The 14,264-nt window shown below is 67.5% G+C and carries 16 protein-coding genes and 1 tRNA gene; 3 read left to right on the top strand and 14 right to left on the bottom strand.

The annotated features are described in order from the left end of the window. Positions 1–17: 17 nt before the first annotated feature. The 5 genes from HNQ73_RS00150 to HNQ73_RS00130 all read right to left on the bottom strand — a co-directional run bounded on the left by HNQ73_RS00150 (position 18) and on the right by HNQ73_RS00130 (position 4,003). Positions 18–557, bottom strand: coding sequence for a 2,4'-dihydroxyacetophenone dioxygenase family protein (locus HNQ73_RS00150; RefSeq protein WP_183331061.1), 540 nt, complete (start codon positions 555–557; stop codon positions 18–20). A 17-nt stretch (positions 558–574) separates the two neighbouring features. Further along, positions 575–1,351: an SDR family NAD(P)-dependent oxidoreductase gene (locus HNQ73_RS00145; RefSeq protein WP_183331059.1), complete on the bottom strand. Its 777-nt coding sequence runs from the start codon at positions 1,349–1,351 to the stop codon at positions 575–577. A 291-nt stretch (positions 1,352–1,642) separates the two neighbouring features. Further along, positions 1,643–1,948 carry a BA14K family protein gene (locus tag HNQ73_RS00140; RefSeq protein ID WP_183331057.1) on the bottom strand — a complete coding sequence of 102 codons (306 nt, stop codon included), beginning with the start codon at positions 1,946–1,948 and terminating at the stop codon, positions 1,643–1,645. Between the two features lie 259 nt (positions 1,949–2,207). After that, positions 2,208–2,283, bottom strand: a tRNA-Lys gene (locus tag HNQ73_RS00135). A gap of 157 nt (positions 2,284–2,440) precedes the next feature. Next, positions 2,441–4,003, bottom strand: a complete 1,563-nt coding sequence (locus HNQ73_RS00130; protein ID WP_183331055.1) for a 2-isopropylmalate synthase — start codon at positions 4,001–4,003, stop codon at positions 2,441–2,443. A gap of 439 nt (positions 4,004–4,442) precedes the next feature. On the opposite strand from HNQ73_RS00130, the gene HNQ73_RS00125 reads away from it, so the two are divergent. Next, the gene (locus tag HNQ73_RS00125) at positions 4,443–4,775 is read left to right on the top strand and encodes a hypothetical protein (protein WP_183331053.1); all 333 of its coding nucleotides are present in this window, start codon (positions 4,443–4,445) and stop codon (positions 4,773–4,775) included. 86 nt (positions 4,776–4,861) lie between these two features. On the opposite strand, the gene HNQ73_RS00120 is transcribed toward HNQ73_RS00125, so the two are convergent. From HNQ73_RS00120 to HNQ73_RS00085, 8 genes are all read right to left on the bottom strand, one after another. Continuing rightward, the gene (locus tag HNQ73_RS00120; protein ID WP_244649835.1) at positions 4,862–5,572 is read right to left on the bottom strand and encodes an NUDIX hydrolase; all 711 of its coding nucleotides are present in this window, start codon (positions 5,570–5,572) and stop codon (positions 4,862–4,864) included. After that, entirely contained in the window at positions 5,569–6,474 is a 906-nt protein-coding gene (locus HNQ73_RS00115; protein WP_183331051.1) for a PhzF family phenazine biosynthesis protein, read from the bottom strand. Before HNQ73_RS00115 ends, HNQ73_RS00120 begins: the two co-directional genes overlap by 4 nt. Positions 6,475–6,485: 11 nt before the next feature. Next, positions 6,486–7,685 (bottom strand): endonuclease/exonuclease/phosphatase family protein, encoded by a 1,200-nt coding sequence (locus tag HNQ73_RS00110; RefSeq protein ID WP_183331049.1) that lies wholly within the window; start codon positions 7,683–7,685, stop codon positions 6,486–6,488. A gap of 54 nt (positions 7,686–7,739) precedes the next feature. Further along, positions 7,740–8,588 carry a pyridoxal kinase PdxY gene (gene pdxY, locus HNQ73_RS00105; protein ID WP_183331047.1) on the bottom strand — a complete coding sequence of 283 codons (849 nt, stop codon included), beginning with the start codon at positions 8,586–8,588 and terminating at the stop codon, positions 7,740–7,742. A 173-nt stretch (positions 8,589–8,761) separates the two neighbouring features. Continuing rightward, positions 8,762–8,953, bottom strand: a complete 192-nt coding sequence (locus HNQ73_RS00100) for a DUF6494 family protein (protein ID WP_183331045.1) — start codon at positions 8,951–8,953, stop codon at positions 8,762–8,764. A 28-nt stretch (positions 8,954–8,981) separates the two neighbouring features. Continuing rightward, entirely contained in the window at positions 8,982–9,998 is a 1,017-nt protein-coding gene (locus HNQ73_RS00095) for an ABC transporter substrate-binding protein (protein ID WP_183331043.1), read from the bottom strand. A 38-nt stretch (positions 9,999–10,036) separates the two neighbouring features. Further along, positions 10,037–10,834: an ABC transporter permease gene (locus HNQ73_RS00090; protein WP_183331041.1), complete on the bottom strand. Its 798-nt coding sequence runs from the start codon at positions 10,832–10,834 to the stop codon at positions 10,037–10,039. Continuing rightward, positions 10,831–11,667, bottom strand: coding sequence for an ABC transporter ATP-binding protein (locus HNQ73_RS00085; RefSeq protein WP_183331039.1), 837 nt, complete (start codon positions 11,665–11,667; stop codon positions 10,831–10,833). Before HNQ73_RS00085 ends, HNQ73_RS00090 begins: the two co-directional genes overlap by 4 nt. A 174-nt stretch (positions 11,668–11,841) precedes the next feature. Here HNQ73_RS00085 and HNQ73_RS00080 point away from each other — a divergent pair, with 174 nt between their 5' ends. Beyond that, positions 11,842–12,357 carry a DedA family protein gene (locus tag HNQ73_RS00080; RefSeq protein ID WP_183331037.1) on the top strand — a complete coding sequence of 172 codons (516 nt, stop codon included), beginning with the start codon at positions 11,842–11,844 and terminating at the stop codon, positions 12,355–12,357. Between the two features lie 112 nt (positions 12,358–12,469). Here the strand turns inward: HNQ73_RS00080 and ilvC are convergent, their stop codons facing one another. After that, positions 12,470–13,489, bottom strand: coding sequence for a ketol-acid reductoisomerase (gene ilvC, locus HNQ73_RS00075; RefSeq protein WP_183331035.1), 1,020 nt, complete (start codon positions 13,487–13,489; stop codon positions 12,470–12,472). A gap of 211 nt (positions 13,490–13,700) precedes the next feature. On the opposite strand from ilvC, the gene HNQ73_RS00070 reads away from it, so the two are divergent. Next, positions 13,701–14,246: a DUF924 family protein gene (locus HNQ73_RS00070; protein WP_183331033.1), complete on the top strand. Its 546-nt coding sequence runs from the start codon at positions 13,701–13,703 to the stop codon at positions 14,244–14,246. The last annotated feature ends 18 nt before the right edge of the window (positions 14,247–14,264 follow it).

The following is a 14,264-nucleotide window of genomic DNA, read 5'->3' as shown; positions in this document are numbered from 1 at the left end:
CTTCCTCGCTCCGGCTCTCAGCGGATGAACTGGTCGATGTAGTCGGCGCCGAGGCCGTTCCTGGAATAATGGGCCCGGCACTTGTCGATGCGCGTGAAGACGTCGTCGTAACCCACGGCCTTGCCATCGGGGTCGACGTAGATCATCGCCCCGTTGACCTGGAACAGGGTGATCATCTCCTCCACGTGCGGATCGACGACGAGGGTGTGCGTCTCGCCCGGCGCTTCGTAGGCATAGGTGCCCTCGCGCGCCACCCAGTCATGCTCCAGATAGCGCCACTCGCCCTTCAGTACAAAGGCATGCACCGGCGCCGGATGACGGTGGCGCGAGAGCACGCCCGACTTGCGCACCCTGAGCAGGTTCATCCAGTAGCCGCGCGAGACCGACATCAGCAGCGGCCGGAACCAGACGTTCTCCTCCACCGGCACCCAGATGCGCTCGTCGGTGGGGATGGCGTTGGGGATGACGAGCTCGGGCGGTGATTCCTTCGGCTGAGGATGCCGGTAGGGCACCCACTTCTCGTCGATGCTGCCTGCGGCCGGTCCTTGCCCGTTCATGTCGTTTCCTCCGAAAGTCAGACTGTCAGATAGCCGCCGTCGATGGCGAGAATGGCGCCGGTGATGAATCGGGCCGCCGGCGACGCGAGGAAAAGGGCGCCTCCGGCCACATCCTCTGGCGTGCCCCAACGCCCCATCGGCGTGCGGGAAAGAATGGCGCTGCTGCGCGCCTCGTCGTTCTGCAGCTCGGCGGTGAGCGGCGTCGCGATCCAGCCCGGCGCCACCGCGTTGACGCGGATACCGTCGGCTGCCCAGGCAGCCGCGAGGCTCTTGGTGAGCTGGGCGATGCCGCCCTTCGAGGCGCTGTAGGCCGGCACGCGCGGGCCACCAAAGAAGGAGAGCATCGAAGCGATGTTGACGACAGCGCCACCGCCGGCCTGCGCGAGCCTCGCCTTCGCCGCGGCGCAGACGCGCATCGTGCCGTTGAGGTTGATGTCGACCACGTCGGCAAAGGTCTCGGGCTGGAACTCGACGTCACGCCGGATGACACCCGCCGCATTCACCAGCACGTCGAGGCGCTCGAGACCCGCGATGACGCGACCGATGCCATCGCCATCGCGCACGTCGAGCGGCACAAAGCTGATTCTGTCGCCCTCGGCCGCCGCTGCCCGCTCGCATTCGGCAGCCGTCGCACCGGTCGCCACGACGCGCGCGCCGATTGCCGCAAAGGCCGTGGCGCAGCCGAGGCCTATGCCGCTCGTGCCTCCGGTGACCAGCACGGTCCGCCCGGCGAAGAGATCATCCGCGAAAGCCCTTGTGATCGCCGGGCGCTCGCCCGGTGTCGTTGCCGTCATGTTTCCTCCATCGCGTCGCCCGGCGCTGCAGCGCTTCGGCCTTCTTGTGTCGTTACGGTAGTCGCAGCGCTGGTTCTAACATCGAACATGTCGGCGCCGATTGCCATTCGCCGGATGCAGGCGCGGGTTGTGCTGTCGCGGCAACTGAATCGTTGTCCACTGCACGAATGTCACATGGCCTCGGCACTGCCGTGCGATCGTGGGCCCACAAGCGAAGCGGGCCCGTTGCTGGCGGGCCCGCTCCGCTCACAGGCTTGGGCGGCGGGAGTGTCGCCACCGCCCGACAGACGCTCACTGGCAGAGATGGACGAGACCGTCCTCGCCGACGAAGGTGCCGGTGGCGGGATCGAAGCTGGGATAGAGCTCTGCGCAGCTTTCCCACGCCCAGTTCCGGCGCCAGGGGCCGGCCTCCCGCTCCACATCCGCGACCGGCGCTGGCGCAGCCACCGGCTCGTCGTAGAAGGCCGCACCGGCGGCCGTCCGGGTCGGCGGATAGGGCGCGGCGCCGGCGCGCGCATCATAGCAGACGATATCCTGCGCCAGGACGGCGCTGGCGCTGAGTGCAAGCGCGGCGACGCCAATGAGCATTCGTTTCATGATGGCTCTCCTCAGCTACCCCAGCCGAGGACCAGCGAACATCTCCTGCCGCGCATTGTTCCCGCAGCGCCCGCCGCCGCGCGGACGATGCTTCCAGTCGAAACAGCCGTGGAAAGCTGACGGGAGCCGGCCTGATGGACTGCCGACGACGTTGCCTAGAACAGGGACGGAACGGGAATCGGAAAATGGTCAGTGAGACCGGAAAACATCATCGCCCGTCAGCGCGAGCGATGGGAATCCAGCAACATCAGCGAGTTGATGGTGGGCGCACTAGGGCTCGAACCTAGGACCCGCTGATTAAGAGTCAGCTGCTCTACCAACTGAGCTATGCGCCCATCAACTTGCGGCGACCAGCGCCGCCGGAACGAGCGGGGAAGTATCAAAGACCGTGCGGCTTGTCCAGCAGGTCCTGAACTTTTTTCCGTCCCGCCCCGCGGCTGTGGATAGCCGCGGGTCGAAGGGGTGCGGCCCGGCGCTGCCGGGCCGTTTTCATCATTCGGCGGCGTGGGCGTGCAGGCGCTCGCCGCGCACCAGCAGCTTGTTGAGCGCGGCGAGATAGGCCCGCGCCGAGGCCACCAGCGTGTCCGGGTCTGCCCCGCGGCCGGTCACGGACGAACCGTTCATCGCGAGCCGCACAGAGACCTCGGCCTGGGCGTCGGTGCCCTCGGTCACCGCGTGCACCTGGTAGAGCTCCAGCGTCGCCTCGTGCGGCACCAGTGCCTTGATGGCGTTGAAGGTGGCGTCGACGGGCCCGTTGCCCTCTGCCTCCTGCGTGCGGATCTCGCCGCCCACATCGAGCTTCATCGTCGCCCGCTGCGGTCCCCGCGTGCCGGCGATGATGGACAGCGACACCAGCTTGACCCGGTCGTGCGCCGTCAGGATCTCCTCGTCGACGAGCGCCTCGATGTCCTCGTCGTAGACATGCTTCTTGCGGTCTGCGAGGTCCTTGAAGCGGCGGAAGGCGTCCTCCAGCGCGTTCTCGCCGAGGTTGTAGCCCAGCGCCTTCAGCTTCTCGCGGAAGGCATGGCGACCGGAGTGCTTGCCCATGACCAGCGAGGTCTTGGTCACGCCCACCGATTCGGGCGTCATGATCTCGTAGGTCGAGGCGTTCTTCAGCATCCCGTCCTGGTGGATGCCGCTCTCGTGCGCGAAAGCGTTCCGCCCGACAATCGCCTTGTTGTACTGCACCGGGAAGGACGTAACGGCCGAGACGAGCTTGGAGGCGCGCGTCAGCATCGTCGTCTCGATGCCCGTCTCGTAGGGCAGGACATCGCCGCGCGTCTTGATGGCCATGACAATCTCCTCGAGCGCGGCATTGCCGGCGCGCTCGCCAAGGCCGTTGATCGTGCACTCGATCTGGCGCGCTCCACCTTCGACGCCGGCCAGCGAGTTGGCCACGGCCAGGCCGAGGTCGTCATGGCAGTGCACGGAGAAGATGGCCTTGTCGGCGTTCGGCACCCGCTCGCGGATGGTCTGGAACATGTTGCGGTATTCGTCCGGCGTGGCGTAACCCACCGTGTCGGGCAGGTTGATGGTGCTGGCGCCGGCCTTGATGGCGGTTTCCACGCAGCGGCACAGATATTCGATGGGCGTGCGCGTGGCGTCCATGGCCGACCACTCGACGTCCTCGACGAGGTTGCGCGCCCGGGCCACCGTCGCGGCAATGATCTCCAGCACCTCCTCCTCGCTCTTGCGCATCTGGTGCGCGAGGTGAATCGGCGAGGTGGATACGAAGGTGTGGATGCGGCCGCGCTGGGCGTGGCGCACTGCCTCCCCTGCACGGTCGATGTCGCCCGCAATGGCGCGGGCGAGGCCGGCGACCACGGCTCGCTTGGTGCGACGCGCGATCTCGGAGACAGATTCGAAGTCACCGACCGACGCGATGGGGAAGCCCGCCTCGATCACGTCCACGCCCATGTTGTCGAGGAGTTCCGCGACCTCCAGCTTCTCCTCGAAGGTCATCGAGGCACCGGGGCACTGCTCGCCGTCGCGCAGCGTCGTGTCGAAGATGATGACGCGGTCCTTCTTCGCGGCGTCGGTGGTGGGATTGGTCATGGTGAATGTCCTCTTCGGGCGGCACGGCACTGCGGCCGGCGTGTCGTCTGGTTCGTCGGTGGTTGGCCTTTTGCGTCGTCCCCTGAGTGCCCAGGCACGCGTGCCCAGCCGGCTCTCAGGGGCGGCTAAGGAGAAGAAGAAGGCCCGAAAGACGAAGCACGTCGAGCGCGCGCAGCGATGCGGCGGCGGACGCCGCGCCTGCCATCGTCGTGCTGGAGCCGGAAATGACCACGGCCCGTTCCCCTCGCGCTCGCCCAGCGCACCCGTCGCGCTGGCGACATATCCAGACTGCTTCTAAACGACGAGACCACGTGCTGACAAGCAACACTTTGTCGGGGAATGCACGGCAGCGCCCTTCGCGCCGTCTCTTGCCATTGACGCGTCCCAATTGCCCGCCAAGGCTGCAACTCACGATTCACCCATCTGGAGAGGTTGAGACATGTCGATCCGCGCGCTGCCGACGCTTTTCGGCGCAACCGTGCTGGCCCTTTCCCTCGCCGCCTGCAACACGACAGGCGAGGGCCCGGCGCAGCAGCAGGCGGCCGCCACCCCGGCCGTGCCGCAGCTGCCGGGCGACAGTGCCTGCGCCCGCGAGATCAACACCTTCCGTGAGATCACCCGCCGCGACGTGGATACCGGTTACCTCAACCCCAGCGTCTACGCCAGGCTCACGCCTGAGGTGGACAAGGCCGCCAGCACCTGCATGAGCGGCGCTGACCGCGACGCGCGCGCGATGCTGGCCGCCACCAAGTCGCGCTACGGCTATCGCTGATCGCACCGCCTCCCCGCCGCGCGCCGCTTGCGGCCGCCGCGGCGGGGCCAACCGGGCCAAACGGCAGCTGGCCGAATCCTGCGTCGTCAGCCCCTCAGCAGGTGCCGCAGGAAGAGCTGCGTGAAACAGGGCATCCGCTCGGCATCGATGTCCGCCGGCGTGCGCACGATGTGCATGCCCGACAGTTCCGGCTGATCCTGCTGCGCCAGCCAGGCCTCGATCCGCGCCTTCAGCACCGCCGCCGGCAGGGGCGAGCGCACCGGCCGCATCAGCGCGGTGCGCGCGCCGTCAATGACGGCAGTCCACGTCTCCTCGATGGTGACGTCCCGCGCGCCGAGGCCCGTCTCTTCCAGAAGCTCCCGGCTGACGCTGCCGGCGAGATCCACCCTCCCGTCGGGCAGGACATCGCCGGGGTCCGGCGTGCCGGCAGGAAAGTAGATGCGCCCCGGATTGGCCGTGTGGCCGCCCATGATGCCGAGAAGATAGGCGCCGTCGGCCGCCTGCAGCGCCGCTATGGCGAAGCAGTTGCCGGCGCTGCCGGGCGGAAAGCCGAGGTCGCGCATGGCGAGAAAGCTTGCATAGTCTGCTTCCCGATAGCGCACCTTGAGGATGCCGCCCTCCACCCGCCGCTCGCAGCAGACCAGCACCCGGCCGTTGTAGAGTGCCGGACTCTCAGCCTTCCGGCGCGCCCAGTGCGCATCGATCTCTGCCCTGTGCTCCTCGGCCCAGGGCCAGGGCCCGGCATCGAACCAGGCCTCGACGCCGACCAGCGGCAGGATGGCGGCCTCCTCGCTCACAGGAAAAGCGCTCCCTCGCTGACGACCACGGCCGAGCCTCCGATGGAGGCCTTGACGAGCGCCCCGTCCGTGACGGTCAGCGTCAGCTCGATCTGCGAGGGGCGCCCCATGGCATAGCCCTGCTCGATGACGAGGGTGTGCTCCCCGTCCGGGGGCTTGTCGTAGTCCATGATAGCGCCGGCGAAAGCCGCCACCGCCGAGCCCGTGGCCGGGTCCTCCCCGATGCCAAGATCCGGCGCAAACATGCGCGCGTAATAGGCGTGCCCCTCGACCACCGGCTCGCGGCAATAGATGAAGGCGTTTGCCCGTGGCCCATCGCCAAAGGCCGTATCCCAGGCGGCGACGCGCCGCCGGGCCCGGTCGACCGCTGCCCGGCCCGCCACCGGCACGATGGCAAAGGGCACGCCGGCCGAATACTTGGCCGGCCGATGAACGCCGAAGCCGATCTCGTCCACAGCGAGGTCAAGCGCTGCGGCCAGGGCCGCCGGCGAGGCAAGGTCGCTCAGCCGCTCCGGCAGGCGCGGCAGGGTGAAGGTGGCGCGCCCCTTGCCCTTGCCGACGACCTCCACGGCGCAGGGCACGAGCCCCACCTTTTCCTCCAGCGTGAAGGCGAGCGCCCCGGGGCTCGCCCCGTGGTCGATGAGGCCGAGCAACACCGCCGTACCGACCGTCGGATGGCCCGCGAAGGGCAGTTCCGCCGTCGGCGTGAAGATACGCAGACGGGCGCGATGGTTCGCATCGTCAGGCGGCAGCACGAAGACCGTCTCAGACAGGTTGAACTCCTTGGCGATCGCCTGCATGCCGGCATCACCGAGGCCCTGCCCGTCGAGCACGACGGCGAGTGGATTGCCACCGAGCGCAGTGTCGGTGAAGACGTCGAGCGTGAAGAAGCGGCGTCCCATCGTTTCCATTCCTATGCTTGCGGCGGATTGCGTCGGGTCGGCAGGTCGAGCTCGACGACGAGCGGGCAGTGGTCGCTCGCCTTCGGCCTGTCCCAGCCAACACGGGGATAACGATCGCCGGAGGTTGCGAGTGCCGCCAGCGAGCGATTTTCCTGCCGCGGGTCGAGCGGCACACGATAGGGCAGCCCGCGGCGCACGATCTCGACCCCGGGAGCCGGATTGGCCGCGGCGAGCGCGGGCGAGAGCAGGATGTAGTCGAGCTGCATGTGCCGCTCGACGATGCGCCCCTCCCGCTCCGACCAGGCGCGGCGGAAATGCGTCCACCGCTCGTGTGCCGGCAGGGCGGCCAGCGGGTTGACGGCGAAGCCGTGCGTCAACGGCTCGAGGCCGCTCTCCCCTTCCGGGATCACGCGGGCGCCGGGGCCGATCGTCTCCTCGCAGCCGTTGAGATCACCGACGACGAGCCAGTTCGCCTCGGCGACGGCAGGGCCGAAGCGCGCCTCGACCAGGCGCCGCACCGCCCGCGCCTCGGCACGGCGCAGCGGCAGTGTGGCGACGCGGCCGTCCTCACGCCCGTTACTCATGGACTTGAAGTGGCAGACAAACAGCGTCAGCGTGGCCTCACCGAGGTCGATGTCGACCATCAGGCAGTCACGCTGGAAGACCCGGTCCGTCTCCAGACGCCCCATGGCGGCAAGGTCGTCATCGAACACATCGAGGTCGCGGAAGGTGAGGCCCGCATGCGAGGTGGCGCGCACCGCGCCCGACCCGGACACCAGATCGCGCCGGAGGGCGCAGGCCACGTCGATGCCGCGCACGTCGTTGCCATGCTTGAGCCGGAAATGGCCGTAGCGCTTGTCGGCGAGGCGGTGCACGTAGTTGGCAAAAAACGCCTCCAGCACCGAGAGGCTGTCCACCTCCTGCAGGCACAGGATGTCGGCATGGGCCTCGGCAATGGCAAGCGCCGTCATCTGCCGCTTGTCGTCCTCCAGTGCCACCGCCACCGAGCGCTCCACGGCTTCACGATGCTCCTTGGAGGGAAAGTCGAACAGGGACATCGCAGCGGCTGTCTCGAAACGCGGCGTCGTCCCGAAGCGGTGGCGCGCAATGAGATTTTCCACATTGAACGTCGCCACGCGCAGCCGCATCCCAAGCCCTCGCTCCTGCCAGTCTCGCCCGTCCGGCCCGCGCGGCGAAGCCGCAACGTCCATTAGGCGCCTCGCGCGCCGGAGTGTGAAGCCTCCGGTTGGCCGACGGAACCGGTTCTAGACGGCCTCCACGGGAAAACTATGGCTCGGCGTGACGAATTCATCCTGCGCCGCCACGGTCAGGATCTCGCGCGAGCCGGCCTCCTGAGTACGCTTGAGCAGGCCGTAGACGGAGGCCGCCGCCGCCGCGAGCGCCTTCGCCGCCGAGCGGCTGCGCAGGAAGTGGACGAAGAACAGCGCCGCGATGGCGTCTCCCGCGCCGCTGACGCCAAGGGAGAGGCGTGGCGTGCGCACGCGCCAGACGCCTTCGCCGTCGGCAGCCAGCAGGTCCAGGGCATCGGCCGGCGTCTCCTCGGTGTGGAGGGACGTCACCATCACGACACGCGGCCCCATCGCCTGCACCGCCGCCACCGACGCCTTCGCCTCGGCGAGCGTCGCCGAGCTGCGGCCGGAGAGAAAGTCGAGCTCGAACTGATTCGGCGTGACGATGTCCGCAGCCGGCACGGCATGGTCTCGCATGAACTCGGGAATGCCGGGGCGCACGAAGACGCCGCGCCCCACGTCGCCGATCACCGGGTCGCAGCAGTAGAGCGCGGCCGGATTGGCCTCCTTCACCCGTCGCACGGCCGAGAGGATGCCGTTGCCGATGTCGGAGGAGCCCATGTAGCCGGACAGCACGCCGTCACAGATGGGCAACACGCCCCGCTCCGCGATTCCGTCGACGATCTCCTCGATCATCGGTGCATCGAAGACCCGCCCCTTCCAGGCACCGTAGCCGGTGTGGTTGGAGAACTGCACCGTGTGGATCGGCCACACCTCGACGCCCAGTCGCTGCATGGGAAACACGGCCGAGGCGTTGCCGACATGGCCGAAGGCAACGTGCGACTGAATGGAAAGAACGTTCATGCGGATGCCTCCCGAGCGGAGAGCACCGATTTAGCTGCACCGGCCGGCGAGGAAAAATGAAAAGGCGTGAGGGTTGCCCCACGCCTGCGCGATGGATCGTCTGTTGACTTGCTCGGGCCCACCGCCGGCGGGCGATTCCGCCCGGCCGGCGGCGGTGAGGCAGCGAGGCGCCCTCACTTCAGCTCGATCGTTTCCTCGACGACATGGTTGAGCGGCACCCCCTCGGCCGTGAGCTGCATGCGCAGTTTCAGCCGGCCGCCGGGCACAGCCCCCTCGCGCACCACGCGCTCGATCTCGCGCTGAGAGGTGACGCCCACCTGCTTCAGGAACTTGCGCAGCGCCATGTTGAACTTCTCTTCGTCCATGGCCGCCTCCTTTCCCGCAGCAGCCGGCTCAGCTGCCGCTGGCTGCCTTCTTCACGAAGGTGTCGGTGAAGGTTTTCGACAGGTCGATGTTAGCCTTGGCGAGCTCCTCATCAAACTGCACGAGCATGTCGAGCGCGCTCTTCATGCCGCTCTCGGGAATGATGCCCGTGCGCGAATAGGTCTCGCGCGAAGCGGCAACGGCCCGCTCGTAGAGCTCCTTGTCGCCGAGGTAGTAGGCCTCCGGCACGGTGGCGACGATGTCGGCGGTGCTCGCCGTCTCCAGCCACTTCAGCGTCTTGTAGAAGGCGTTGACGATGGCCTGCACCGTCTTGGGGTTCTTCTCGATGAAGTCCTGCTTGAGATAGACCACCGCGGCCGGGTTGGAGCCACCGAAGATCTCCTTGGTCCCCTGCTCCGTGCGCGAATCCGCGAGAATGACAACGTCACCGTCCGCCTCGAGCTTGGAGATGACCGGGTCGAGATTCGAAATGGCGTCGATCTCGCCCTTCTTCATGGCCGCGACCGCGCCCGCACCGCCGCCGACGCCAATGTAGGCCGCATCCTTCGGATTGCCGCCAGCCTTGGCGATGAGATAGTTGACGAAGAAGTTGGTGGACGAGCCCGGCGCCGTGACGCCGACCTTGGCGCCCTTAAGGTCGGCCGGGGAGCGGATGGCGTTTTCCTTCTCCTTCTTCACCGCCAGCACGATGCCGGGGAAGCGGCCGAGCTCGATGACGGCCCGGATGTTTTGGCCCTTCGCCTGCATGCGGATGGTGTGCTCGTAGGCCCCCGTCACGACATCGACGGACCCGCCGACGAGGGCCTGCAGGGACTTGGCGCCGCCGCCGAAATCATTGATCTCGACGTCGAGCCCCTCCTCCTTGAAGAAGCCCTTCCGCTCCGCAATGGTCAGCGGCAGGTAATAGAGCAGCGGCTTGCCACCGACGCCGAGCGTAAGCTTCGGCTTCTCCAGGTCCGCCGCCTGTGCGGCGCTGCCGGCCACAGCCATCAGGGCCGCTGCAGCGATCGTCTTCCAGAATGTCATTGTTTTCCTCCCTCGTCGTTCTGTCTGCTGTTACGCGCCTACCCCTGCGCCGTCGCCGTACCGGAGCTTGGCCGCCAGACGGTCAGCCGCTTCTCGATAGCCGTGACGAAAGTGTCTATCACGATGACGAAGATGGCGAGCACCAGCATGCCCGAGAACACGCCGGTGACGTCGAAGACGCTCTCCGCCTCGTGAATCTTGTAGCCGAGCCCCGCCGAAGCGCCGAGATACTCGCCCACCACGGCCCCCACCAGCGCGAAGCCGACCGAGGTGTGGAGCGACGAGAACATCCAGGTCAGCGCCGCCGGCCAGTAGACGTGGCGCAGGAGCTGACGTTCGTTCATCCCCAGCATGCGGGCATTGGCGAGCACCACGGGGCTTACCTCGCGCACGCCCTGGTAGACGTTGAAGAAGACGATGAAGAAGACGAGCGTAAAGCCGAGCGCCACCTTGGACCAGATGCCCAGGCCGAACCACAGGGCGAAGATCGGCGCCAGAACCACGCGCGGCAGGGCGTTCGCCGCCTTGATGTAGGGGTCGAACACATTGGCGAGGATCTCGCGCCGCGCGAAGAGGAAGCCGAAGGCGATGCCGCCGATGGCACCGAAGGCGAAGGCGAGCACCGTCTCAGTCAGCGTGATGCCGAGGTGATACCACAGCTCGCCCGAGACGAGATCCTTCCACGTGCGCAGGAGGACATCGAGCGGCGTTGAGAAGAAGAACGGGTCGAACAGCGGCTTGCCGCCGGCCATCGGCACGGCGGTGAGCAGATGCCACAAGATGAGGAAGGCGAGCCCGACGCCGACCTGCATCGCGATGAGCGGCGCGCGTCTCATGCCTTCCCCCCCTCTCCCTGGGCGTAGGCCTTCTGCACCTCGACGCGCAGCGTCGCCCAGATGGCCTTGTGGATGTCATGGAAGGCCGGATCGAGGCGGATCTCGGCGATGTCACGCGGCCGCGGCAGGGAGACCGGATAATCACCGACGATGCGAGCCGCCGGCCCGGCGGACATCACCACCACCCGGTCGGCCAGCGCGATGGCCTCCTCAAGGTCGTGCGTGACGAACATCACCGCCTTGCGGTCCTGCGCCCACAGCTCGAGCAGCAGGTTGCCCATGATCTGCCGCGTCTGGGCGTCGAGCGGTCCGAACGGCTCGTCCATCAGCAGGATCTGCGGGTTGCGGATCAGCATTTGCGCCAGGGCGACGCGCTTGCGCTGACCGCCGGAGAGCATGTGCGGGTAGCGGTCGGCGAAGGCAGCGAGGCCCACGCGGCCGAGCCACTCCCGCCCGCGCGCGAGCGCCTCGGCGCGCGGCACGCCCTTGGGCTCCAGCGCCACAGCCACGTTGTCGACGGCCGTCTTCCAGGGCATGAGCGCATCCTGCTGGAAGAGATAGCCAGCGCGGGCGTTGAGGCCCGTCAGCCGCTCGCCGAAAATCTCCGTTCCGCCAGCCGACGGCTTGAGCAGCCCGGCTGCGGCGTTGAGCAGGGTCGACTTGCCGCAACCCGTCGGGCCGACGATGGCGACGAACTCGTTGGCACCAACGGAGAGATTGATGTCGCGCACGGCCTGATAGGTCCCTCCGCCCTTCAGGGCGAAGGTGATCGCCACCTGTGACAGCCGCACCGCGGGGGTATCCGTTCCCCTTACCTCAGCCGGAGCGTGCATTCCCGTCCATCCTCGACCCCCTCCGATTCCTTTGTCTTCGTTGGGCGCAGCAGACGTTACCCGATACACTCCGCGACGCAACTGCGGCCCGGCACCGCCTTTCGCCGCTCTTTCTCTTGCACTCTACCGCCTGCACCCGACATAAGGGGGCCGTTCTTTCCATCCGGGCGCACGATGACCTTCGAGAATATCGTTTCCGGCACGGTGGCCTTCGTGCGCGATCATGGCGAGTGGGCCCCGGCCATCGTCTTCGGGCTCGCCTTCGCCGAATCCTTCGCCTTCATCTCGCTGCTTGTGCCGGCCTGGGGCATCCTCGTCGGCATCGGCGCCCTCGTCGGCGCCAGCGGCCTCGAATTCTGGCCGGTCTGGCTCGGCGCCGCCGCGGGGGCGAGCCTCGGCGATTGGGTGTCCTACCTCATCGGCTTTCACTTCAAGGACGCGGCGACGCGGGTGTGGCCGCTGTCGCGCCGCCCGCAGATGGTGGAGCGCGGCCACAGCTTCTTCATGCGCTGGGGGGCCTGGGGCATCTTCATCGGCCGCTTCTTCGGGCCGCTCAGGGCAGTGGTGCCGCTGATTGCCGGCATCTTCGCCATGCCGCAGTTCCTGTTCCAGATGGCGAACATCGCCTCGGCCATGGTGTGGGCCTTCGTGCTGCTCGCCCCCGGAGCCTTCGCCCTTCCTTTCTTCTAGAACGGCAAGGGGTCAACACGGCAAAGGCGCGAGCCTGTCCAGCCCGCGCCTCGCTGCGCACGCCACACCCGCGTGGCCGGCGTCGCGGCCACGCGGGCAAGGCAGTCGAACCTCAGTTCCGCGACTTGTCGACCAGCGCCTTGGCCTTGATCCAGGGCATCATGGCGCGCAGCTTCTCGCCGACCTCCTCGATCGGATGGGCGTTGACGCGGGCGCGGGTGGCCTTGAACGAGGTCTGGTTGACCTTGTTCTCGAGCATCCAGTCGCGCGTGAACTTGCCGGACTGGATGTCGGCCAGCACGCGCTTCATCTCGGCCTTCGTCTCGGCCGTGATGATGCGCGGGCCGGTGACGTACTCGCCGTACTCGGCCGTGTTCGAGATCGAGTAGTTCATGTTGGCGATGCCGCCCTCGTAGATGAGGTCGACGATCAGCTTCACCTCGTGCAGGCACTCGAAATAGGCCATCTCGGGGGCGTAGCCCGCCTCGACCAGCGTCTCAAAGCCGGCGCGGATGAGCTCGACGAGGCCGCCGCACAGCACCACCTGCTCGCCGAAGAGGTCGGTCTCGCACTCTTCCTTGAAGGTCGTCTCGATGATGCCCGCGCGGCCGCCGCCGATGGCGCAGGCGTAGGACAGGCCGAGATCATGGGCGTTGCCCGAGGCGTCACGGTGGATGGCGATGAGCGTCGGCACGCCGCCGCCACGCTGGTACTCCGACCGCACCGTGTGGCCGGGGCCCTTGGGCGCCACCATGAGCACGTCGAGGTCGGCGCGCGGTTCGATGAGGTTGAAGTGCACGTTGAGACCGTGGGCGAAGAGCAGCGCGGCGCCCTGCTTCATGTTGTCGTGCAGGTGGTCGCGGTAGATGTCAGCCTGCAGCTCATCCGGCGTCAGCATCATGACGACGTCGGCCCACTTGGCGGCCTCGGCCACCTCCATCACCTTGAAGCCCTCGGCCTCGGCCTTCTTGACCGAGCCGGAGCCCTTGCGCAGGGCGACCGCCACTTCCTTGACGCCGCTGTCGCGCAGGTTGAGCGCGTGGGCATGGCCCTGGCTGCCGTAGCCGACGATGGCCACCTTCTTGCCCTTGATCAGATTGAGATCGGCATCGCGATCGTAATACACACGCATGTTGGGCCCTTTCCTTGGCAAGGTGGTTATGATGGCACGTCGGCCCAGCCTGTCGTCAGGTCACGGGTCGCGTCGTGGAACGTTTGTGAGACGGCGGTAAAGCCCGAGAAGGGCTGTGGGTCAAGTAAAATTCGGCGCCCAAGGCGGCGAGCGGTCCGAAACGCGCACCGACGGTCCGCAATATGAAACAACGAGAAGGGGAGATCGCATCATGGTTGTCGCAAAGGCCGACGAGGTGGTCTCCTTCTGGCGGGACGCGGGCTACGAACGGTGGTTCACGCGCGACGAGGCCTTCGACGAGGAGATCCGCCAGCGCTTTCTCGCCACCCATGAGGCGGCCGCAGCCGGTGCGGTGAGCGGCTGGGAGGAAACGGCAGAGGGGGCGCTCGCCCTGCTCATCCTGCTCGACCAGTTTCCGCGCAATCTCTTCCGCGGCACGCCGCGCGCCTTCGCAACGGATGCGCTGGCCCGCACCATCGCCGACCGCGCCCTGGCGAACGGCTTTGATCGGCAGGTGCCGCCCGAGATGCGGGGCTTCTTCTACCTGCCGTTCATGCATTCGGAGAGCCTCGCGGACCAGGAGCGCTGCGTCGCCCTCTACGAGGCAGCGGGAGACAAGCGGGGGCAACCTCACGCCGTCGAGCACCGCGACATCATCGCCCGCTTCGGGCGCTTTCCGCACCGCAACCCCATCCTCGGCCGTACCATGACGGAGGAGGAAGCCGCCTTCCTCACGAGCGGCGGCTTTTCCGGCTAGCGCACGCCGGAAGCCCGG

The organism is Chelatococcus composti, assembly GCF_014201415.1.
Taxonomy (GTDB): Bacteria; Pseudomonadota; Alphaproteobacteria; order Rhizobiales; family Beijerinckiaceae; genus Chelatococcus_A; species Chelatococcus_A composti.
The sequence above is the reverse complement of the archived record's forward strand: the minus strand, read 5'-3'. Positions and strand labels throughout refer to the sequence as shown.

Coding starts and splice junctions, on each gene's coding strand:
- HNQ73_RS00150 (WP_183331061.1), bottom strand. CDS start 557: ATGAACGGGCAAGGACCGGCCGCAGGCAGCATCGACGAGAAGTGGGTG.
- HNQ73_RS00145 (WP_183331059.1), bottom strand. CDS start 1,351: ATGACGGCAACGACACCGGGCGAGCGCCCGGCGATCACAAGGGCTTTC.
- HNQ73_RS00140 (WP_183331057.1), bottom strand. CDS start 1,948: ATGAAACGAATGCTCATTGGCGTCGCCGCGCTTGCACTCAGCGCCAGC.
- HNQ73_RS00130 (WP_183331055.1), bottom strand. CDS start 4,003: ATGACCAATCCCACCACCGACGCCGCGAAGAAGGACCGCGTCATCATC.
- HNQ73_RS00125 (WP_183331053.1), top strand. CDS start 4,443: ATGTCGATCCGCGCGCTGCCGACGCTTTTCGGCGCAACCGTGCTGGCC.
- HNQ73_RS00115 (WP_183331051.1), bottom strand. CDS start 6,474: ATGGGACGCCGCTTCTTCACGCTCGACGTCTTCACCGACACTGCGCTC.
- HNQ73_RS00110 (WP_183331049.1), bottom strand. CDS start 7,685: ATGGACGTTGCGGCTTCGCCGCGCGGGCCGGACGGGCGAGACTGGCAG.
- pdxY (WP_183331047.1), bottom strand. CDS start 8,588: ATGAACGTTCTTTCCATTCAGTCGCACGTTGCCTTCGGCCATGTCGGC.
- HNQ73_RS00100 (WP_183331045.1), bottom strand. CDS start 8,953: ATGGACGAAGAGAAGTTCAACATGGCGCTGCGCAAGTTCCTGAAGCAG.
- HNQ73_RS00095 (WP_183331043.1), bottom strand. CDS start 9,998: ATGACATTCTGGAAGACGATCGCTGCAGCGGCCCTGATGGCTGTGGCC.
- HNQ73_RS00090 (WP_183331041.1), bottom strand. CDS start 10,834: ATGAGACGCGCGCCGCTCATCGCGATGCAGGTCGGCGTCGGGCTCGCC.
- HNQ73_RS00085 (WP_183331039.1), bottom strand. CDS start 11,667: ATGCACGCTCCGGCTGAGGTAAGGGGAACGGATACCCCCGCGGTGCGG.
- HNQ73_RS00080 (WP_183331037.1), top strand. CDS start 11,842: ATGACCTTCGAGAATATCGTTTCCGGCACGGTGGCCTTCGTGCGCGAT.
- ilvC (WP_183331035.1), bottom strand. CDS start 13,489: ATGCGTGTGTATTACGATCGCGATGCCGATCTCAATCTGATCAAGGGC.
- HNQ73_RS00070 (WP_183331033.1), top strand. CDS start 13,701: ATGGTTGTCGCAAAGGCCGACGAGGTGGTCTCCTTCTGGCGGGACGCG.